The organism is Methylosinus trichosporium OB3b, from assembly GCF_002752655.1.
Lineage (GTDB): Bacteria > Pseudomonadota > Alphaproteobacteria > Rhizobiales > Beijerinckiaceae > Methylosinus > Methylosinus trichosporium.
This window is the reverse complement of the sequence record NZ_CP023737.1, coordinates 1363950-1382404: the sequence shown is the minus strand read 5'-3', so window position 1 is coordinate 1382404 and position 18455 is coordinate 1363950. Positions and strand designations below refer to the sequence as shown.

Sequence of the window (18455 nt, the reverse complement as noted above, 5' to 3'; positions counted from 1 at the left end):
GCTCTGGATTGCTTCGCTCCGCTCGCAATGACGGCTTCAGCTTCCGTTGGTTCACATCAAGATCTGTCTTGGATGACTTTTTTTATGTGACACAGTCGGCCGCCGTCGCGCAGATTTGCGCGCGTGTGACGCGCTGATCGCGGCGACGGCGCTCGCGCATGGCATGACCGTTGTCACGCGCAACATCGCGGATTTTGCGCCGATGAAGGCGTCTGTGCTCGATCCTTGGCGCTAGCCAGCTCCCCGGATGCGCGCCGCTGTCGAAAACCCGGTCACATTTCTCGAGACTTGGGCTAAGGGATGAGCAGCGGATTCGAGACGAGGGGGGCGCGTCGCGCCGCTCGGGCTCGAGGCGAAATTCAAGGGAAAGCAACTCATGTCGCGCGCACAATCGGCGTTCCTCGCCCGCAAGGACGTCCCGGGACGAAGCGAGCTCCAGAAGGCCGTCGACGGCCTCGGCTTCAAGGTCGTCATCGACGACACTTATGTCCCGATGAAAACTTCGGGCTATCTGCCCTGCACATTCGACGGCGAGGATTCGGGCTTCACGATCAAATTTCTCGAGGTCGATCCCAATGCCGAGCGTCCCGAGGACCTGAAGGCCGCGCTTGGGGACAGGGATGTGGAGATCACTTTTCGCTGGAGCGGCGACGCGCGCGAGGTGGTCAGCGCCATGGCGGTCGGCGCGGCGCTCGCGACGAGCTTCGGCGCGGTCGTCTATGACACGGGCGACAAGACGCTCGTCTCCAGCGACGAGCTGCTCGCGAAGGCGCGCAAGGCCGCGTCCGCGCTTTAGAAGCGGCGCAGTCGCGCAATAGAGCGGCGCTGACCTTCGATGTCCGGAGATCAGCGCGGCGCGCGCTCGCGCGCTATTTCTTCCCCCTGTCGAACGGGTTCTCGCCCGAGCGCACCGAGATGCGGATCGGCGTCCCGGGCAGAGCGAAGGCCTTGCGCAATCCGTTCGTCAGGAAGCGCATATAGCTCGCCGGCAGCTCCTCGAGCTGATTGCCGAACAAGATGAAATAGGGCGGACGCGCCTTGGCCTGCGTCATATAGCGGATCTTGATGCGGCGGCCGGAGACCGCCGGCGGCGGCGTCTCGTCGATCGCGCTCTCCAGCCAGCGGTTGAGCCGGGCCGTCGAGATGCGGCGGTTCCATACCTCATGCGCCTCCAGCACCGCGCGCATCAGCCCTTCGAGGCCGTAGCCGGTCGCGCCCGAGACGGGAACCACCGGGCAGCCTCTGATCTGCGGCAGCAGGCGCTCGGCCTCCTCGCGCAGCTTGGCGAGGCGCGTTCCCGGATCGTCGACCGCGTCCCATTTGCCGAGCGCGATCACCACCGCCCTGCCTTCGCGCGCGGCGAGATCGGCGATGGTCAAATCCTGCTTCTCGAACGGAATGGCCGAATCGAGCAGCAGCACGACGACCTCGGAGAAGCGCACGGCGCGCAGCGCATCGGCGCCGGCGAGCTTCTCCAGCTTGTCGACGACGCGGGCGCGCTTGCGCAGGCCAGCCGTGTCGAACAGCTTCATCTCGCGATCGCGCCAGCGGAACTCGACGCCGATCGAGTCGCGGGTGATGCCGGCCTCCGGCCCGGTGAGCAGACGATCCTCGCCGAGCAGCCGATTGATCAGCGTCGATTTGCCGGCATTGGGCCGGCCGACCACGGCGATGCGCAACGGCTTGGTCGGATCGGCCTCGCTGCCGTCCTCGTCGGCGGAGATTTCGACGTCGGTCGTCGCCTCCTCGTCCTCATCCGGCGGTTGCGTCGCCTCGGGCAGAGCCTCGAGCAAGGCGTCATAGAGCTCGCCGAGGCCTTCGCCATGCTCGGCCGAGAGCGGCACAGGATCGCCGAGCCCGAGCTCGTAGGACTCGACGAGGCCGGCCTCGCCCTTCTTGCCTTCGGACTTGTTGGCGGCGAGCACCACCTTCTTGCCGGCGCGGCGCACCAGATCGGCGAAATATTTATCGTCCGGCGTCACGCCGACGCGCGCGTCGATCATGAACAAAATGGCGTCGGCCGATTCGATCGCCGCCTCGGTCTGGGCGCGCATGCGTCCCTCGAGCGTCGCAGACGCCCCTTCCTCGAGCCCGGCGGTGTCGATGATCGTGAAACGCAGATCGGCGAGACGCGCCTCGCCCTCGCGGCGGTCGCGCGTCACGCCCGGCCGGTCGTCGACGAGCGCGAGCTTCTTGCCGACGAGCCGGTTGAACAGCGTCGATTTGCCGACATTCGGTCGGCCGATGATGGCGAGTGTGAAGGTCATGAGCGGCATCGAGCCCGCGCTGGCGGCCCGCCTATTTCACTTCCACCGCCGGCGCGTCGGGCGCCGGGGCGGGGGCCGCGGGCGCCGGCGCGGACGGCGTCGGCTTGCCGCCGCGCGCGGCGTTCAGCAGCGCCTGATAGGCGGAAGCGCGCTGGCGCATCGCATGCGGCGCGTCGAGATTGTCGAGCAGCAGCTTGAACACGCGCTGCGCCTCGTCGAAATCGCCGTCGTTCAGCGCGTCGAGGCCGATCAGCTCCTGCGCCGTGTAGCGGAACGGCCCGTCGGAGGTGACGAGCTCGCCGAGGCGATCGACCATTTTCGAGCGGTCGCCCTGCTCGAGCGCGACGAGCCCGGCCCGCAGCTTGGCCACCTCCTGGGTGAGGCGGTCGACGCTCTTGTCCTGCGCGACGGCGTCGAAAGCGGCGAGCGCCTTCTCCTTGTCGCTCTTGGCCAGCTCCTCGGCGGCGCGCAGCCGGGCCAGAGTCGCATAGCCCTTGGGCGTCTCCTTGGCGACCGCCTCGAAGGCGGCCGCGGCCTCGGCGCTCTTGCCCGCCGCCGCCAGCTCGGCCGCAGCGCCATAGCGCTGATTGGCGGCGAAGGCCGCCTCGAGGCGCTTGTTCTCGTAGAAGCTCCAGGCCGCGGTTCCGGCGACGATCAGCGCCGCCGCGACGATCACCGGCGTCCGATAGCGCTTCCAGAGATTGGCCGCCTGATCGCGGCGGACGTCCTCGTCGACCTCGCGGAAAATATCGGACATGGCGCTCCCCGAAAGCTGCGCGGCGGACCGATCCCGGCGCGAAAGCCGCTGTTAGCATGGCGCAGGCGGCAAGACCAGTTGCGCGGCGCCGCCGCCAGGGCTTCCGAATCCGTGTCGAAAATCCTTTGTCGTTCCACCGTCATGGCCGCGCTTGTCGAGACAAGCGCGGCCATGACGGTGGAAATGCTCTGCGCGCTAATCTGAATTTGGCGCCCCGTCCGCCCCTTGCCCGCCGCTCCGCGCTCCTCTAGTCATGGAGCCGCCATGAAGCGCGCCTGCCGGAGAACGGGCCGATGATGTCGCACTGGTCCAATCTCCTCGTCCTCGGCGCCGTCGCCGCTGTGGCCGTCGTCGTGCTGCTCGGGCTGATCAATCTGTTGCGCAAGGGCGACCGCAACCGCTCGCAATTGCTCATGCGGTGGCGCGTGGGCTTGCAATTCTGCGCGCTTCTGCTGATCCTTGCGGTCCTCGCTTTCCGACACTGAACGAGATTTCAATTCGATGGTGCGTCTCGATAAAATCTACACGCGCGGCGGCGATTCCGGCGCCACCTCGCTCGCCACCGGCGAGCGGCGGCGCAAGGACGATCTGCGCGTCGAAGCCTATGGCGCGGTCGACGAGGCCAATTCCGCCATCGGCGTGGCGCGCCTCGCCACCGCCGCCGAGCCGGCGCTCGACGCCATGCTGGCGCGCATTCAGAACGATTTGTTCGATCTCGGCGCCGAGCTGGCGACGCCGCAGAGGCCGGGCGTCGAGCCGAACGGCGCCGCCCGCCTCGCCATTCTGCAATCGCAGGTCGACCGGCTGGAGCGCGAGATCGACACGCTCAACGCCGCGCTCGCGCCCTTGAAATCCTTCGTGCTGCCGGGGGGGACCGCCGCCGCCGCGCATCTTCATGTCGCCCGCGCGATTTCTCGCCGCGCCGAGCGCATGATGGTCGCGCTCGCCAATGCGCCGGAGGAGACGGTGGACGCGCCGGCGCTGCGCTATGTCAATCGCCTGTCGGATTTCCTCTTCGTCGCCGCGCGCTACGCCAATCGCGAGAAGGGCGATGTGTTGTGGACCCCCGGCGCGACGCGATAGCGCGCTTTCCGATCGAACGGAATCGTTCGATCGATCAGAATTCGCTCAAATGAAAGAACTCGAGGTCTACTGCGTCAGGGGAAGCCGTAATGATAGGGGCGGCGTCATTGCGAGGAGCGGAGCGACGAAGCAACCCAGGGGCCGCCCCACGGCCCTGGATTGCTTCGCTCCGCTCGCAATGACGGCCCCGGCTTCCGTTGGCTCACATTTCATGGTGTGACAAATCGGGGTGGCGCGGCCGTTCACCGCGCCTTCGCCTCCGGCGCGAGCCAGCGCTTGATCGGCGGCGAGTCCAGCGCGCCGGCCGCCGTTCGCGTCTCGCCGTCGGCGCCGATCAGCGCGGTGAAGGGCAATTCCCCGCTCCAATGGTGGTCGACCTCGCGATAGAGCTGGTCGACGCTCTCCTCGGCGAAGGCGAAATTCGCCGCTTGTCGCAGCCCCACCTTGTCCATGCGCGCCTCGACGCGATGACGATCGCGCAGCCGGTCGGCGTTGACGAAGACGAAATCGATGTCGCGGCGTTCGCGCGCGAGCCGCGCCCAATCGGCGAGCTCGAGCACGCAGGTCGGGCAGGCGACGGACCAGAAATGCACGATCAGCGGACGTCCCGCATGGGCCTTGCGGATGAGGGCGTAGGAGCCCTCGGCGAAGGGCTCGGGATCGCTCGCAGCCGCCGGAGCAGCGGCGCAGGCGGCGAGGCCGGCCGCGAGCAGCGCATGAGCTCTCGCTCGCTGTGTCCTCGCACGCAGCATCGTTCAGTCCCTAAAAAGACAGCGCCGCATCTTCACATAGCGTAAAACGACCGCTCACGCTATCGGCGTCCCAGGTCGTCTTAAAACGCAAACATTTGTTGACCGCGCGCGCCGCAAAGCGGAAAAGCTTTGGATAGAGCCTGCTCGGCCGCACTGGCCGAGACGCCGCGCCGCCTTCGGAAAAGATGACGATCGTGAACAAGATAGGACGCCTCGCTGCGCTGGCGGCGGTCGCCGCGGCGCTGAGCGTCGAGCCCGCCGTGATTCGTTTCGCCCCCGCGCAGGAAGCCGCGCCGACTCCGGCTCCGGCTCCGACGAGTCCCGCGCCTGCGCCCGCCGCGTCTGCTCCTCCTGCGCCCGTGCCCGCGCCCGCTGCTGCGCCGGCTCCCGCTCCGGCCGAGCCCGTTCCCGCCGCGCCTGCGCCAGCCGCTGCGGGCGAGACGCCCGCTCCCGCTCCGCAGGCGCAGGTCGCGCCGAAGCCCAAGCCGAAACCCAAGCCGGCGCCGCCGCGCGAGACCGCGCTGTCCGATGATCCGACTCCGGCGCTGCAGCCGGAAACTTTCTTCACCACCTCGCTCGCCTCGGAGCGCTATGCGGCGATCGCCGACGCCGGCGGCTGGCCCAAGGTCGGAGCCGCTCTGAAGCCGGGCTCCAGCGGTCGCGCCGTCGCGGCGCTGCGCAAGCGGCTCGCGGTCGAAGGCGATCTGCCGAGCGCCGCGGCCGCTGGCGAAGGCTGGGACGGCGCGCTCACCCAGGCGGTGAAGCATTTTCAGTTCCGCATGGGGCTGAAGCAGACCGGCGTCGTCGCCGGGGCCACGCTGCGCGAGCTCGACGTGCCCGCCAATGTGCGCTTCCGTCAGCTCGCCTCCTCGGCGCAGCGGCTCGCCGGCAATAATTTCCCCTTCGGCCCGCGCTATATCGTCGTGAATATTCCCTCTGCGGCGGTGGACGCCGTGGAGAACGGCCGCGTCGTGCGCCGCTACACGGCGATCGTCGGCGGCGTCGACCATCCCTCGCCAGAGGTCGAAGCGCGGGTCGGCGCGGTCAATCTCAATCCCACCTGGACGGTGCCGGTCTCGATCATCAAGAACGAGATCATGCCCAAGATGCAGAAGAACCCGTCCTATCTGGCGAAGCTCCGCATCCGCGTGCTCGACAATCACGGCGCCGAGGTCGATCCCAAAACGATCAATTGGGCGAATGAGCGCGCCGCCAATTACACGCTGCGCCAGGATTCGGGCGCGGGCAACTCGCTCGGCTCGATCCGCATCGCCATGCCCAACAAGCACGCCGTCTATATGCACGACACGCCGAGCAAGCGGCTGTTCGCCAGCGACTACCGCTTCCTCTCGCATGGCTGCGTGCGCGTCGAGGGCGTCTATGATCTCGCCGCCTGGCTGCTGCAGGGCGCTTCCGGCTCGCCGAGCGGGCAATGGGACAAGGCCGCGATCCTGGCCAAGATCGCCGGCGGCGAGCGGCAGGACGTGGCGCTGCCCAAGCCCGTGCCGGTGGTGTGGGTCTATATGACCGGCTGGGCCTCGGCCGACGGGACGGTGCATTTCCGCAACGACGTTTATGGCGTCGACGCGGTCGGGGAGGCGCGGGGCGACCGCTGAGCGCGCGCGAGCCTTCGTCTACTCGCCCTTGCCGCGCGCGCTCTCGTGCCAGCGGCGCAGGCAAAGATGCGTCAGCAGCGTCAGCGCGCCATAGATCGTCACCCCTGCCGCCGAGACCAGCGCCAGCGCCGCGAACATGCGCGGAATGTCGAGCCGATAGCCCGCTTCCGAAATGCGGAAGGCGAGGCCGGCGCCCTGGCCCGCGGCGCCTGCGGCGAGCTCGGCGGCGATGGCGCCGATCAGCGACAGGCCGCCGCCGATGCGCAGCCCGGTGAGGAACTGCGGCAGCGCCGCTGGCGCGCGCAGCAGGATCAGCTTCCGCCAGGGCGAGGCGCGATAGAGATCGAACAGCTCGACGAGCGCGCGGTCGACCGAGGCGAGGCCGAGCGAAGCGTTGGCGAGAATGGGAAAGAAGGCGACCAGAAAGGCGCAGACCAGCACCGCCCGCGCCGGCTCGAGATAGACGAGCAGCAAGGGCGCGATGGCGATGATCGGCGTCACCTGCAGCACGATGGCGAAGGGCATGATCGCGCGCTCCAGCGCGCGCGAGCGCGAGATCAAGAGCGCCAGCGCGACGCCGCCGAGCGTCGCCAGCGCCAGGGCCTCGAGCGCGGTGGCGAGCGTCACCAGCAGCGCGGAAAAGAGGATCTCGCGATCCTTCACCAGCGTCTCGGCGATGAGGCTCGGCGCCGGCAGCACATAGGTCGGAATGGCGAAGCCGCGGACACCCGCTTCCCAGGCGGCGAGCGCGCCGGCGAGCACGGCCAGCGGCAGCAGCGCATCGCGAAAGCTCACCTTGCTCACAGGCGCTCTCCCGAAGCGCTGCGCAGAGCGGCGGAGGCGCGCCGGCAGAGCTGCGCGAATTGCGCGCTCGCGCGAAACTCCTCGTCGCGCGCGATATCGGCGTCGATCTCGATCTCGTCGATGATCGCGCCGCCGCGCGCCGCCAGCGCGAGAATGCGCGTCGAGAGATAGACGCTCTCATAGACCGAATGGGTGACGAAGACGATCGTCGTCCCGGTTTCGCGCTTGAGCGCCAGCAGGTCGTCATTGAGACGAAAGCGCGTCACCTCGTCGAGCGCGGCGAAGGGCTCGTCCATCAGCAGGAGCGACGGCCGCGTCACCAGCGCGCGGGCGATCGCCGCGCGCATCTTCATGCCGCCGGAGAGCTGGCGCGGCAGCGCGCTCTCGAAATCGGCGAGGCCGACGCGGGCGAGCGCCTCGCGCACGCGCGGCGCCGCCGTTTCGCGCGCGACCCCCTCGAGCCGCAGCGGCAGATAGACATTGGCGAAGACATCGGCCCAGGGCAGCAGCGTCGGCTCCTGGAACACGAAGCCGGCGCGCGCCGCCTGCGCTCCGCGCCAGTCGATGCGCCCACGGCTCGGCTCGGTGAGGCCGGCGATGAGCCGCAGCGCCGTCGATTTGCCGCAACCGGAGGGGCCGAGCAGAGTGAGGAGCTCGCCCTCGCGCAGATCGAGATCGAAATGGTCGAGCGCCGCGACGCCATTGTCATAGGCCTTGCCGATCCCGCGCAGGCAGACGAGCGGGGCGGCCTGCGCCGCGACGCGCAGGGTCACGGCGCGCTCGCCGCCTGCGCCGGGCGCAGCTCGACGCCGATCTTCTTGTTCACGAAGCGCGTCGTATAGCCCTTCGCGATGTCGAGATCGGCGGGGAAGACGCCCGCCTTGGCCATCTTGTCGAAGAAGCTCTTCACGCGGGCGTCGGTCATGGCGCCGATGCCGAGAGTGAGCGAATCGCCGCTGTCGACGATGCCGCGCTCCTTCATCTTGGCGTAGGAATAAGCGAGCTGGCCCTCGGACATTTCGGGATTGTCCTTGCGGATCGCGGCGTCGGCGGCGGCATGGTCGCCGTAGAGATAATGATACCAGCCGATGATCGAGGCGTCGACGAAGCGCTGCACCAGATCGGCCTTGGCCGCGATCGTCTCGGCGCGCGTCTCGATCGTCGTCGAATAGCTGTCATGGCCATAATCGGCGAGCAGGAAGACGTTCGGCGTGAAGCCGCCCTGGCGCGCGATCTCGAAGGGCTCCGAGGTGAGATAGCCCTGCTGGATGGAGTTCTTATCGGCGAGGAAGGGCGCGGAGTTGAAGGTGTAGGGTTTCACCTTCTCCTCCTTGAAGCCATAGGCTTGGCGAAGCCATTGGAACACCGAGACGAGATTGTCGTTGCCGATGAAGGCGGTCGCTTTCGGCAGATCCTCGAAGCGGTCGAGCCCCGCGCCGGGATGCGACATGAAGATGATCGGGTCCTTCTGGAACAGGCTGGCGACGGCGACGATCGGCGCCTTCTGCTGCACGGCGGAGAAGGTCTGAATGAGATTGGCGCCCATGCAGAAATCGACGCGCCCGGCGGCGAGCAGAAGGCGCGCGTTGGACTGCGGCCCGCCCTGCACGATGCCGACGTCGAGACCGTATTTGGCATAGGTGCCGTCGACGACGGCTTGATAGAAGCCGCCATGCTCGGCCTGCGCCCGCCAATTGGTGGCGAAGGAGACTTTGTCGAGCGCCAGCGCCGGCGCGGCGAGCAGAAAGGCCGCGAGCATTGCGGCGAAGCGTTTCGTCATCGATTGCCTCGTTTGAGTGTCTTTGCAGGAGGGGCGCTATGGCGAAGAGCATCCGAAAGGTCTAACTTCCTCGCCATGCTTCCGTCTCGTTATTGGACCGACCTCACCACCGTGGACTTCCGTGACCTCGACAGGTCGCGCGTCATCGCGGTCCTTCCGCTCGCCGCCGTCGAGCAGCATGGGCCGCATCTGCCGGTCGGCGTCGACAGCGCGATCATGCAGGGCATGATCGAGCGCGTGGTCGAGCGTCTGCCGGAGGATCTCGACGTCCTGTTCCTGCCGCAGCAGGCGATCGGCGTCTCCATCGAGCACGGCGATTTTCCCGGCACGCTCACGCTCTCGCACGAGACCGCGCTGCGGCTCGTGACCGAGATCGGCGAAGGCGTCGCCCGCGCCGGCTGCCGCAAGCTCGTACTCCTCAATTCGCATGGCGGCAATACGCCGCTGCTCTCCCAAGCCGCGCTGGAGCTGCGCGCGCGTCGCGGAATGCTCGCGGTCGCCTGTTCCTGGCACCGCTTCGGCTATCCCGACGGGCTCTTCCCGGAAGACGAGATCCGCCTCGGCGTGCATGGCGGCGAGATCGAGACCTCGCTGATGCTGGCGCTGGCGCCCGATTTCGTCGACACGGCGCGCGCCGCGCGCTTCGGCTCGGAGAGCGAAGCTTTCGAGCGCGAGTTCACCTGGTTGCGCGCCGACAAGCCTATCGGCTTCGGTTGGATGACGCAGGATTTGTCTCGCGACGGTGCCCTCGGCGACGCCGCCGCGGCCAGCGCCGCCAAGGGCGAGGCCGCCGCCGATTATTGGGCCACCGCCTTCGTCGAGCTGCTGCGGGATGTCGAGGCCTTCGATCTGGAGCGGCTGCGGTCGTAAAGCGAAATCGCGCCGTTCTCTTCCTTCTCCTGCAGGGCGGGAGAAGGAAGTCACGCCCTTAATTCTATGTTCATGCTCCGGCGCGATCCATCGCTGATGTCCGACTCTCCAGCGAAACCCGCGCGCAAGCCCGCCGCCTTCCCCGCGGCGCCCGAGATCGCGCGAGCGGCGCAGGATTGGCTCGACTATCTCTCCGGCGAGAAGCGCTGCTCGCGCCATACGCTCGCCGCTTATGCGCGGGATGCGCGCTTCTTCCTCGCTTTTCTCGCGGAGCACAAAGGCGCGCCGGCGAATGCGGCCCTGCTGGGCGCGCTCGCGCCTGCGGATCTGCGCGCCTTCATGGCCCGGCGCCGCGCGCAGGGCGTCGAGAACCGTTCGCTGCTGCGCGGGCTCGCCGCGGTGCGCTCGCTGATGCGCTTCCTGGAAAAGCGGGACCTGGCCAAAACGGACGTCTTCGCCGCCATTCGCGCGCCCAAGCGGCCGCATGCGCTGCCCAAGGCGCTCGGCGTCGCCGACGCGCGCGAGCTGGTCGATCCCGCGACCCGCGCCGGCGAGGCGCGCGAGCCCTGGATCATCGCCCGCGACGCCGCCGCGCTGGCGCTGCTCTATGGCGCCGGCCTGCGCATTTCCGAGGCGCTGTCGATCGACCGCGACGCGGCGCCGATCGGCAAGATCGACCGCGTCACCATTCACGGCAAGGGCGGCAAGACCCGCGTCGCGCCGATCATCGAGCCGGTGCGGCGCGCGATCGAGGACTATATCCGGCTCTGTCCCCATGAGCTGTCCGGCGGGCCGCTGTTCATCGGCGCGCGCGGCGGCCGCCTGTCGCCGCGCATTCTGCAGCTCGCCATGGAGCGCATGCGCGGCGCGCTCGGCCTGCCGGACAGCGCGACGCCGCATGCGCTGCGCCATTCCTTCGCCACCCATCTGCTCGGCCGCGGCGGCGATCTGCGCAGCATTCAGGAGCTGCTCGGCCACGCCTCGCTGTCGACCACGCAAATCTACGCCGCGGTCGACAAGCAGCGCCTGCTGGAGGCGTATCGTTCGGCGCATCCGCGGGCGGGGAGGGGAGAGAGTAGGGAGTAGGAGTCTGAGTGGCGCCCCGTCATTGCGAGCGTAGCGAAGCAATCCAGAGCGGCAGGGAGACTCCTCCGCCGATTGTCCAATGCGTCGATGACCGGGCCTCGTTTTCTGCTACCTCGATTTGAATTTGCTTTGATTTTTCCCTTTCGCGTCAACCCTGGCGCGGTGAAATTATTCAGCGGCGGCACAGGCTCGTTTTTCTCCTGCTGCGCCCTTCCTTAAGCAGCGTGCCGGGGCTGCGGCGGTGCGGAAGCACATGGCGCCGCGGGCCTCGAAGGCGCGAGGGTCGGACTGCGCGCGGGGAGCGACGCAGCCGATCGCAGGAGGGGAACATGCGCGAAACGCCGAGATTGTCGCTGCTCGGGCTGCTGCTCGCAATGGCGTTCGCCTATGGCGTCTGGATCATCGTCACCTCGGGGCAGGCGGTCTCGGCCGACGCCTGCCTCGGCTACGCGCTCTGCCGCTGATCGGCGCGCGGCGCGTCTCTCACGATGCGCCGCGCCGCTTCACCATCGCGCGAAGGAGCGCGACCCGCCGGAAAAATTGCGACCGTCCCTCGCCGAACGCAGCGGAAAGCCGCGCCGCGACATAGGCGCGCGCCTCGCGCAGGCGCTGGCGCACCGGATCGACGAGGCCATGCGCCCAGGCGCTTACACGCAGCACGAGCGCATAGAGCCGCGCGAACCAGGCGATCTGCATCAGCTTCTCGCGGCTGGCGTCGAAGAGGAAAGACGTGACGCCGAGCGCCAGCGTCTTGGCGGCGAAAATGACGCAGAGCCCCATGAGCACATGGCCATGGGCGATGGCGGCGACCGCCATCAGCTTCAGCGGAAAAATAGTGATCGCAGGAACGGTGAAGACGGCGAGCGTCGCCACTGGCGACAGGCCGCCGATGAAGGCCCGCGCCCGCGGCTCCAGATCCTTCAGCCCCGAGGCGTGGGCGAGCCACACCAGCGCCAGCTTCACATTGTCCCACAGCCAGCTCTCGATGAGAAAGAGCACGGCCAACGCGAACCAGAAGGCGCGGGAGAGGCGTTGTTTCAGTTCGTCCATGGGTGGCTCCTCTTCTTTGGGGGAGTGGGCAGTAGTGAGTAGGCGGTCGTTCCGCGGCGTCACATAATGAAAAACAACGAAAGATGGGTCGTCATTGCGAGCGTAGCGAAGCAATCTAGAGCCTCGGGGCGGCTCCTGGATTGCTTCGTCGCTTCGCTCCTCGCAATGACGGCGCCCCGAACGTTGCGGCTTTTCGTGACGCAGTAGGCAGTCGGTCTCACTTCCTCCCCGCCCTTGCCGCGATCGCCAGCAGCGCGCGGCCCGCCTCGATCTCGGCGACCGAAGCGTCGACCCTTGCGCGCCGCTGCGCCTCGCGCAAGGGGGCGATCACGCCCGCGATCTTGGCCGCGGTCCAGCTCTTCAAATGGCGCTCCAGCGCCGGACGCGGAAACACGCCGAAGCCGCTGCGCATCAATATGGTGACGCCGGCGTCCGTCCGCCCGCCCTCGCGATCGGCGGCGAGGCGCGCGCGATGCAGCGCCATCGCATAGCGCAGCGCGCCGCCGAGCAGTTGTCCCGGATCGGCGCCTCCTGCGAGCGCCCGGTCGAGTTCCTCCCCGGCCGCCGCCGCCACGCCCGAGAAGGCGTCGATCACCAGCCGGTCGGAGGCGATGGCGGAGGCGTGGGCGACGATGTCCTCGACATCCTTCGCCTCGACCGTCGTCTCGCCATGCTTGTAGAGCGCGAGCTTGGCGAGCTCGGCGCGGCTCATGCGGCGGTCCTCGCCGAGCGCGGCGCGCAGCAGCATGCGCGCCTCGGGCGTGGCGGCGAGCCCCGCCGCGCGCAGGCTCTCGTCGATCAGCGCTTCGAGGTCCTGCTCGGCGTCCGGCTGGCATTCGATCGCGGCGCCGAGCTTGGCGGGCTCGATCAGCTTGCGCAGCGGCGCGTCGCGCTTCAGCACGCCCGCGGTCACCACCACGGCGCAATCGCGCGGCGGCGCGGCGAGCAATTGCTCGAGCGGCGCATTGATGGATTTGGACCCCGCCTCGACCAGGATCGCCCGCCGCCCGCCGAACATCGGCACCGTATTGGCTTCGTCGAGCAGCGACAGCGGATCGGCGGCGACGGCGTCGCCGCTCATCTCGATGCATTGGAACGGATCGCGGCGATCGTCCACGCGCTTGGCGATCAGCGCGAGCGCGCGCTCGCGCACGAGGCCGGCGTCGGCGCCATGGAGCAGGAACAGAAAGATCGCCGCGGGCGGCGCATCGACGAAGCGCTGCGCCTCGCGGCTCTTGACGGCGACCATGCGAAACCTCGGCGAAGGCGAGGATCCTGTCTAGCCTCCGCGACGCGCGAGAACCAGCCAGAATCTCGACGCGCGCTCCTTCTCCCGCAGGGTGGGAGAGGGCGCCCTCGCGTCAGCGAGGGTCGGATGAGGGCGCCCCCGGTTCGCGCGATTTCTCTTTGTGATAATTGAATATAATCACTCAAATCGGCGTGGACCCTCATCCGACCCGGCTTCGCCGGGCCACCTTCTCCCGCGAGCGGGGGAAGGAATCGCGCCGCCTTGTGGCGGGCGCGCTTTTGCCTATAGTCCGCCGCTCACGAGAGGCGAAAGCGAGATGACAACGGCAATTTTGACGATCGGCACGCGCGGCAGCCCGCTCGCCCTGGCGCAGACCCATGAGGTCCGCCGGCTGCTGGCGGCGGCGCTCGGGGCGCCCGAGGAGGCGCTGCCGATCGAGATCATCCGCACCACCGGCGATATGATCCAGGATCGGCCGCTCGCCGAATCGGGCGGCAAGGGGCTCTTCACCCGCGAGCTGGACATCGCCCTCGCCGAGGGGCGGATCGATCTCGCCGTGCATTCGTCCAAGGATCTGCCCACCCATCTGCCGCCCGAGATCGCCATCGCCGGCTTTCTGCCGCGCGAGGATGTGCGCGACGCCTGGATCGGTCGCGGCGGCGCGAGCCTCGCCGATTTGCCACAAGGCGCCGTCGTCGGCACCGCCTCGCTGCGGCGCGGCGCCCAGGTGAAGCGCCTGCGGCCGGATGTGTCGGTCACGCTGCTGCGTGGAAATGTCGAGACGCGGCTGCACAAGGTGGAGAGCGGCGAGGTCGACGGCACGTTGCTGGCGCTCGCCGGGCTGAAGCGCCTCGGCCTCGCCGATAAAGCGACCGCCATTCTGCCGCTCGAGGATTTTCTGCCCGCGGCGGGGCAGGGGGCCATCGCCATCACCAAGCGCGCCGGCGACGCGCGCACGCGCGACGCGCTGGCGCCGATCCTGGATGCGGCCACCGGCGCGGCGCTCGCCGCCGAGCGCGCCTTTCTCACTGTGCTCGACGGCTCCTGCCGCACGCCGATCGCCGCTCATGCGCGCGTCGATGGCGATGCAATGGAGTTTCATGGCTTGGCGCTGCGCGCCGACGGCTCCGAAATCTATGAGGCGCGCCGGCGCGGGGCGGCGATCGACGCGGCGCGGCTCGGCGACGACGCGGCGAATGAAATCCTGCTGCGCCTGCCGCATGGCGTCGCGGGCCTCTCATGAGCCGCGTGCTCGTCACGCGCGCGCGGGACGACGCCGAACGCACGGCGGAAAAATTGCGGCGCCTCGGCCATGAGCCGATCCTCGCGCCGGTGACGGAGATCGTCGCCACCGGCGCGGCGATTCCGCGCGAGAGCTTCGACGCGGTACTCGCGACGAGCGCGCGGGCGCTGCGCCACGCGGGCGAGGATGTCGAGACGCTCCGCGACGTTCCGCTTTATGTGGTCGGCGCGCGAACCGCCGAAGCGGCGCGCGCGCGGGGGCTGCATGTGGAAGCGAGCGCGAGTGATGTCGCGGGACTGATCGCGCTATTGCGCGAGCGTTTTCCCACGCCGCGCCGCTTCCTCTATCTCGCCGGCCGCGACCGCAAGGACGCGCTCGAAGAGTTTTTGCGCAGCTGCGGCCATGAGACGCGCGTCGTCGAGATTTATCACGCGCAGGAGACGGCGGCCCTCCCGGCGGATGCGCTCGCGGCGATGGCGTGCGGCGAGATCGATGTCGTGCTGCATTATTCGGCGCGCAGCGCGGCGCTGTTCCTGGCGCTGACGCAGGGGCGCGTCGAGGCGCGCCGGATCGAGGCGGTCGCGCATCTCGCTCTGTCGGCGGACGTCGCGCGCGTGCTGCGCGGCGCCGGCTGCACGCATGTGCGCGTGGCGTCGTCACCGAATGAGGACAGCCTGCTTCAATCGTCTCGAGCGCCGCCCGTGGTCAGCCGCCGAGCGCCTGGGCCGGAATGACGAGGACCGGCTGGTCGGCCCCGTGAATGACTTTCGCGCTCACGCTGCCTTTCAGCGCCTGTGTCCATCCCTGGAGGCCGCTCGTCGGCATGGCGATCAGATCGGCGCCGATCTCCCGCGCATGGTCGATGATCGTCTCGGCGACGGGACCATGCCGCAGCTCGACCGCCGGCGCCGATGCGCCGAGGCGTGGCGCCGCCTCGCCGACATGCAGCAGGCGGATGCGGCAGGCGGGATCGAGCCGCGCCGCGGCGCGTGACAGCCAGAGCCACGCCGGCTCTGCGGCGTCCGTCAAATCGACGGCCATCAGCACGAGCCGTAGCCGCATCTCGCCGGTCCCGGCGTCGACGAATCCCTTCTGGCCGTCGCGCAGGAACAATGCCGGCGTCCCGGCGGCTTGGGCGGCGGCCTCGGCGGTCGAGCCGAGCAGCAAACGCTGCAGGGCGCTCGCATGGGTCGCAAGAATCAGCAGGTCGCATCGGTGAAGCTCGAGATAGGACCGGATGCCGTTGACCGGATCATGCGCTTTCACAAGCGCCTTGCGGATGTCGCATCCGAGCCGCTCGGCCACCGCGGCCTCGCTCGCGCCGCGCTCGATCATTCCCCAATCGGCGAGCGTGTCGCGCACATGTGGAAATTGCGACCAGTCGTGCGGCTCTCCCGCGCCGCCGATGTGCAGCAGATGCAGCAGGCCGCGCGCGGCGACGGCCATGCGCAGCGCGTGAGCGAAAGCGGCGCTGCTCTGTGGCGAGAAATCGGTCGGAAAAACGATCGAGCGAAAATAGTCGTCGGACATGTGAGAGGCCTTTCGGTCGGGCGAAGCGAGCCGACGATAGAAGCTCGCGCGGCGCCGAACAATCGGCGCTCTACCGCAGGCGACGCACGCGCACGGATCGATCCCATTGCACGAACCGACCGCTTCAAATGACGGAAGGCGGGGCGAGACCGAGCGCCTCGCGCATGAGGACCCATGCGCTCCACAGAATGGCGGCGGCTCTCCCTATGCTCGCGAGGATCGAGCCAGTCGCTCGAGCGTCACGGCGATCGCGAATATCGCTCCGCATCGGGCACGCGCGGTGTTCGTTCGTCGTCTCGATGGTCGCCGCGTGTCATGCCGGTATAACTCGCGTCGCCCGCTTCTGTCGCTTTCTTGACGGAGCAAAAAAGAGGGCATATACCCTCAATCATGACGGACCCACTCGACCTCGCCGAGATTCGCGCCTGTGCGCAAAGCTGCGCGGCCGCCAATGTGCGCCGCGCCGGGCGCGCCGTCGGGCGGCTCTATGCGGAGAGCTTCGCCGAGATCGGGCTGGAGCCGACGCAATATTCGCTGCTCGTCGCCTGCACGCTCGCCGAGGGCGCGACCGTCGGCAAGCTCGCCGAGGTTTTTCTGCTGGAGCGCAGCGCCCTCGCGCGCAATCTGGCGGTCATGGAGAAACGCGGATTGTTGCGCGTGAAACCCGGCGAGGATCGCCGCACGCGCAAGGTCTTCCTCACCGCGAAGGGCAGGACGACGCTCGCTGCGGCCTTGCCGCGCTGGCGCGAGGCGCAGGCGAAAGCGGAGAAGGCCTTCGGCCCCGAACGGCTGGCGAATCTCGTCGGCGAAGCCCGCGCGCTCGCCGATGCGATGCAGAAAAAGGATCATGCGGAAGAGTGAACGTCGGAGCGCTTCCGATCGAACGGAATTCGCTCCGAAGGCCCGGTAGAGCGAGCCTGAAGGCTCGCGGTCCAAACCCGGCCTCTGGACCGCGAGCCTTCAGGCTCGCCCTTAGAGCGCCACCGCTCGCGACGAAAGGGGTATATGCATATGTCTACCGCTTTGCTCGAAACGGCCGGTTCTCTCGCCGCTCCCTTCCCGGCGCGCCGTCTGCGCGAGATGGCGCTCGCCGCCGGCGCCGACGATGTCGGTTTCGTCGCGCTCGACGATCCCGCGCTCGATGGCGAGCGCGACATTATTCGCGCGGCCTTTCCCTTCGCCAAGACGCTCGTCTCCTTCGTGATGCGCATGACTCGCGACAATGTGCGCAGCCCGGCGCGCTCGGCGGCCAATGTCGAGTTCCATCGCGTCGGCGACGAGACCGATGCGGTGGCGCATCGTCTCGCGCGCGCGTTGGAGGAGATGGGCGCGCGCGCGGCCTATCCGGCGATGGCCTTTCCGATGGAGGCGGCGCGCTGGCCCTCGCGTATGTGGATCGTCGCGCACAAGCCGATCGCGGTCGCCGCCGGGCTCGGGCGCATCGGCATACATCGCAATGTCATTCATCCGAAATTCGGCAATTTCATCTTGCTCGGAACCGTCGTCGCCGATCTCGAGCTCGATTCCTATGCGCGCCCGCTCGACTTCAATCCCTGTCTCGAATGCAAGCTCTGCGTCGCCGCCTGTCCGACCGGCGCCATCGCGCCCGACGGCGCGTTCCAGTTCGAGGCTTGCTACACACATAATTATCGCGAGTTCATGGGCGGCTTCACCGATTGGGTCGAGACCATCGCCGACGCGAAGAGCGCGCGCGCCTATCGCCGCGACATGAGCGATTCCGAGACCGTGTCGATGTGGCAGAGCCTCGCCTATGGGCCCAATTACAAGGCCGCCTATTGCCTGGCCGTGTGTCCCGCCGGCGAGGATGTGATTTCCTCCTATCGCGACGACCGCAAGAAATTTCTCGAGGAGATCGTCGATCCGCTGCGCGCCAAGCAGGAGACGATCTATGTGACGGCGGGCTCGGATGCGGAAGATTATGTGAAGCGCCGCTTTCCCAACAAGAGCGTGAAGCGCGTTGGCAATGGCCTGCGCGTCGCATCCATCGCGGGCTTCGCGCGCGGGATGTCGCTTCGTTTTCAGCGCAAGCGCGCGGGAGGCTTGCGCGCCGTCTATCATTTCGTCTTCACCGGCGCCGAGCGCCGCGATCTCACCGTGGCGATCGCCGACGGACGGCTCAGCGTGGAGGAGGGGTTGATCGGAACGGCCGATCTGCGCATTCGCGCCGATTCGCAGGTCTGGCTGCGCTTCCTGCGCAAGGAGGCCAATCTCTTCTGGTCGCTGGCGCGCTTGAAGATACGGCTCCGCGGCGATCCGCGCCTGCTCGCCGCCTTCGGCCGCTGCTTTCCGTGACGAGCCGCCGCCGGCTCGGAAAAAATGTTTCTGATCGTTGACCGAACCGGCGGTC

At 68.3% G+C, this 18455-nt stretch carries 22 protein-coding genes; 12 read left to right on the top strand and 10 right to left on the bottom strand.

Features of this window, described 5'->3' with window-relative positions:
• The first annotated feature begins 115 nt into the window (after positions 1 to 115).
• Together CQW49_RS26160 and CQW49_RS06600 are read left to right on the top strand one after the other, a co-directional pair.
• On the top strand, positions 116 to 235 hold the full coding sequence (locus tag CQW49_RS26160; RefSeq protein WP_338065212.1) for a PIN domain-containing protein: 120 nt from the start codon (positions 116 to 118) through the stop codon (positions 233 to 235).
• Positions 236 to 376: 141 nt separating this feature from the next.
• Entirely contained in the window at positions 377 to 796 is a 420-nt protein-coding gene (locus CQW49_RS06600; RefSeq protein WP_003611348.1) for a hypothetical protein, read from the top strand.
• 73 nt (positions 797 to 869) lie between these two features.
• Here the strand turns inward: CQW49_RS06600 and der are convergent, their stop codons facing one another.
• Positions 870 to 2267 (bottom strand): ribosome biogenesis GTPase Der, encoded by a 1398-nt coding sequence (der, locus tag CQW49_RS06595; protein WP_024749928.1) that lies wholly within the window; start codon positions 2265 to 2267, stop codon positions 870 to 872.
• A gap of 31 nt (positions 2268 to 2298) precedes the next feature.
• A complete protein-coding gene (locus tag CQW49_RS06590; RefSeq protein ID WP_003611351.1) occupies positions 2299 to 3024 on the bottom strand; it encodes a tetratricopeptide repeat protein in 726 nt (241 codons plus the stop codon).
• A gap of 293 nt (positions 3025 to 3317) precedes the next feature.
• Here CQW49_RS06590 and CQW49_RS06585 point away from each other — a divergent pair, with 293 nt between their 5' ends.
• Together CQW49_RS06585 and CQW49_RS06580 are read left to right on the top strand one after the other, a co-directional pair.
• Entirely contained in the window at positions 3318 to 3509 is a 192-nt protein-coding gene (locus tag CQW49_RS06585) for a twin transmembrane helix small protein (RefSeq protein WP_003611353.1), read from the top strand.
• A 16-nt stretch (positions 3510 to 3525) separates the two neighbouring features.
• Entirely contained in the window at positions 3526 to 4107 is a 582-nt protein-coding gene (locus CQW49_RS06580; RefSeq protein WP_003611354.1) for a cob(I)yrinic acid a,c-diamide adenosyltransferase, read from the top strand.
• Positions 4108 to 4349: 242 nt separating this feature from the next.
• Here CQW49_RS06580 and CQW49_RS06575 read toward each other — a convergent pair whose 3' ends face one another.
• Both CQW49_RS06575 and CQW49_RS24415 read right to left on the bottom strand, forming a co-directional pair.
• The gene (locus CQW49_RS06575) at positions 4350 to 4859 is read right to left on the bottom strand and encodes a TlpA family protein disulfide reductase (RefSeq protein WP_003611356.1); all 510 of its coding nucleotides are present in this window, start codon (positions 4857 to 4859) and stop codon (positions 4350 to 4352) included.
• Between the two features lie 10 nt (positions 4860 to 4869).
• The gene (locus CQW49_RS24415) at positions 4870 to 5061 is read right to left on the bottom strand and encodes a hypothetical protein (protein WP_155931306.1); all 192 of its coding nucleotides are present in this window, start codon (positions 5059 to 5061) and stop codon (positions 4870 to 4872) included.
• Here CQW49_RS24415 and CQW49_RS06565 point away from each other — a divergent pair.
• Entirely contained in the window at positions 5045 to 6475 is a 1431-nt protein-coding gene (locus CQW49_RS06565) for a L,D-transpeptidase family protein (RefSeq protein ID WP_003611357.1), read from the top strand. The genes CQW49_RS24415 and CQW49_RS06565 overlap by 17 nt on opposite strands.
• 18 nt (positions 6476 to 6493) lie before the next feature.
• On the opposite strand, the gene CQW49_RS06560 is transcribed toward CQW49_RS06565, so the two are convergent.
• The 3 genes from CQW49_RS06560 to CQW49_RS06550 are packed head-to-tail and all read right to left on the bottom strand — an operon-like array spanning position 6494 to position 9059.
• Entirely contained in the window at positions 6494 to 7279 is a 786-nt protein-coding gene (locus CQW49_RS06560; RefSeq protein WP_003611358.1) for an ABC transporter permease, read from the bottom strand.
• Positions 7276 to 8052 (bottom strand): ABC transporter ATP-binding protein, encoded by a 777-nt coding sequence (locus tag CQW49_RS06555; RefSeq protein WP_003611359.1) that lies wholly within the window; start codon positions 8050 to 8052, stop codon positions 7276 to 7278. The genes CQW49_RS06560 and CQW49_RS06555 overlap by 4 nt, the downstream gene beginning before the upstream one ends.
• Entirely contained in the window at positions 8049 to 9059 is a 1011-nt protein-coding gene (locus tag CQW49_RS06550) for an ABC transporter substrate-binding protein (RefSeq protein ID WP_003611360.1), read from the bottom strand. The genes CQW49_RS06555 and CQW49_RS06550 overlap by 4 nt, the downstream gene beginning before the upstream one ends.
• Positions 9060 to 9134: 75 nt before the next feature.
• Between CQW49_RS06550 and CQW49_RS06545 the strand changes: the two genes are divergently transcribed.
• The 3 genes from CQW49_RS06545 to CQW49_RS26040 all read left to right on the top strand — a co-directional run bounded on the left by CQW49_RS06545 (position 9135) and on the right by CQW49_RS26040 (position 11479).
• Positions 9135 to 9929 (top strand): creatininase family protein, encoded by a 795-nt coding sequence (locus tag CQW49_RS06545; protein ID WP_003611361.1) that lies wholly within the window; start codon positions 9135 to 9137, stop codon positions 9927 to 9929.
• A 96-nt stretch (positions 9930 to 10025) separates the two neighbouring features.
• Positions 10026 to 11015, top strand: a complete 990-nt coding sequence (locus CQW49_RS06540; protein ID WP_024749929.1) for a tyrosine recombinase XerC — start codon at positions 10026 to 10028, stop codon at positions 11013 to 11015.
• Positions 11016 to 11344: 329 nt separating this feature from the next.
• Positions 11345 to 11479, top strand: a complete 135-nt coding sequence (locus tag CQW49_RS26040) for a hypothetical protein (RefSeq protein ID WP_003611363.1) — start codon at positions 11345 to 11347, stop codon at positions 11477 to 11479.
• Positions 11480 to 11498: 19 nt separating this feature from the next.
• Here the strand turns inward: CQW49_RS26040 and CQW49_RS06535 are convergent, their stop codons facing one another.
• Both CQW49_RS06535 and holA read right to left on the bottom strand, forming a co-directional pair.
• Positions 11499 to 12065 (bottom strand): hypothetical protein, encoded by a 567-nt coding sequence (locus CQW49_RS06535; RefSeq protein WP_003611364.1) that lies wholly within the window; start codon positions 12063 to 12065, stop codon positions 11499 to 11501.
• Positions 12066 to 12282: 217 nt separating this feature from the next.
• Positions 12283 to 13314, bottom strand: coding sequence for a DNA polymerase III subunit delta (gene holA / locus CQW49_RS06530; protein WP_003611365.1), 1032 nt, complete (start codon positions 13312 to 13314; stop codon positions 12283 to 12285).
• A gap of 316 nt (positions 13315 to 13630) precedes the next feature.
• Here holA and hemC point away from each other — a divergent pair, with 316 nt between their 5' ends.
• A complete protein-coding gene (hemC, locus tag CQW49_RS06525) occupies positions 13631 to 14557 on the top strand; it encodes a hydroxymethylbilane synthase (RefSeq protein WP_003611366.1) in 927 nt (308 codons plus the stop codon).
• Positions 14554 to 15291, top strand: a complete 738-nt coding sequence (locus CQW49_RS06520; RefSeq protein WP_003611367.1) for a uroporphyrinogen-III synthase — start codon at positions 14554 to 14556, stop codon at positions 15289 to 15291. Before hemC ends, CQW49_RS06520 begins: the two co-directional genes overlap by 4 nt.
• Here the strand turns inward: CQW49_RS06520 and CQW49_RS06515 are convergent.
• A complete protein-coding gene (locus CQW49_RS06515) occupies positions 15263 to 16087 on the bottom strand; it encodes a universal stress protein (RefSeq protein ID WP_003611368.1) in 825 nt (274 codons plus the stop codon). The two genes, CQW49_RS06520 and CQW49_RS06515, sit on opposite strands and share 29 nt — an antisense overlap.
• Before the next feature lie 390 nt (positions 16088 to 16477).
• Between CQW49_RS06515 and CQW49_RS06510 the strand changes: the two genes are divergently transcribed.
• Both CQW49_RS06510 and CQW49_RS06505 read left to right on the top strand, forming a co-directional pair.
• On the top strand, positions 16478 to 16948 hold the full coding sequence (locus tag CQW49_RS06510) for a MarR family winged helix-turn-helix transcriptional regulator (protein ID WP_003611370.1): 471 nt from the start codon (positions 16478 to 16480) through the stop codon (positions 16946 to 16948).
• 150 nt (positions 16949 to 17098) lie between these two features.
• Positions 17099 to 18400, top strand: a complete 1302-nt coding sequence (locus CQW49_RS06505) for an SCP2 sterol-binding domain-containing protein (RefSeq protein WP_024749930.1) — start codon at positions 17099 to 17101, stop codon at positions 18398 to 18400.
• Positions 18401 to 18455 lie beyond the last annotated feature (55 nt).

Coding starts and splice junctions, on each gene's coding strand:
- CQW49_RS06600 (WP_003611348.1), top strand. CDS start 377: ATGTCGCGCGCACAATCGGCGTTCCTCGCCCGCAAGGACGTCCCGGGA.
- der (WP_024749928.1), bottom strand. CDS start 2,267: ATGACCTTCACACTCGCCATCATCGGCCGACCGAATGTCGGCAAATCG.
- CQW49_RS06590 (WP_003611351.1), bottom strand. CDS start 3,024: ATGTCCGATATTTTCCGCGAGGTCGACGAGGACGTCCGCCGCGATCAG.
- CQW49_RS06585 (WP_003611353.1), top strand. CDS start 3,318: ATGATGTCGCACTGGTCCAATCTCCTCGTCCTCGGCGCCGTCGCCGCT.
- CQW49_RS06580 (WP_003611354.1), top strand. CDS start 3,526: ATGGTGCGTCTCGATAAAATCTACACGCGCGGCGGCGATTCCGGCGCC.
- CQW49_RS06575 (WP_003611356.1), bottom strand. CDS start 4,859: ATGCTGCGTGCGAGGACACAGCGAGCGAGAGCTCATGCGCTGCTCGCG.
- CQW49_RS06565 (WP_003611357.1), top strand. CDS start 5,045: ATGACGATCGTGAACAAGATAGGACGCCTCGCTGCGCTGGCGGCGGTC.
- CQW49_RS06550 (WP_003611360.1), bottom strand. CDS start 9,059: ATGACGAAACGCTTCGCCGCAATGCTCGCGGCCTTTCTGCTCGCCGCG.
- CQW49_RS06545 (WP_003611361.1), top strand. CDS start 9,135: ATGCTTCCGTCTCGTTATTGGACCGACCTCACCACCGTGGACTTCCGT.
- CQW49_RS06540 (WP_024749929.1), top strand. CDS start 10,026: ATGTCCGACTCTCCAGCGAAACCCGCGCGCAAGCCCGCCGCCTTCCCC.
- CQW49_RS26040 (WP_003611363.1), top strand. CDS start 11,345: ATGCGCGAAACGCCGAGATTGTCGCTGCTCGGGCTGCTGCTCGCAATG.
- CQW49_RS06535 (WP_003611364.1), bottom strand. CDS start 12,065: ATGGACGAACTGAAACAACGCCTCTCCCGCGCCTTCTGGTTCGCGTTG.
- holA (WP_003611365.1), bottom strand. CDS start 13,314: ATGGTCGCCGTCAAGAGCCGCGAGGCGCAGCGCTTCGTCGATGCGCCG.
- hemC (WP_003611366.1), top strand. CDS start 13,631: ATGACAACGGCAATTTTGACGATCGGCACGCGCGGCAGCCCGCTCGCC.
- CQW49_RS06520 (WP_003611367.1), top strand. CDS start 14,554: ATGAGCCGCGTGCTCGTCACGCGCGCGCGGGACGACGCCGAACGCACG.
- CQW49_RS06515 (WP_003611368.1), bottom strand. CDS start 16,087: ATGTCCGACGACTATTTTCGCTCGATCGTTTTTCCGACCGATTTCTCG.
- CQW49_RS06510 (WP_003611370.1), top strand. CDS start 16,478: ATGACGGACCCACTCGACCTCGCCGAGATTCGCGCCTGTGCGCAAAGC.
- CQW49_RS06505 (WP_024749930.1), top strand. CDS start 17,099: ATGTCTACCGCTTTGCTCGAAACGGCCGGTTCTCTCGCCGCTCCCTTC.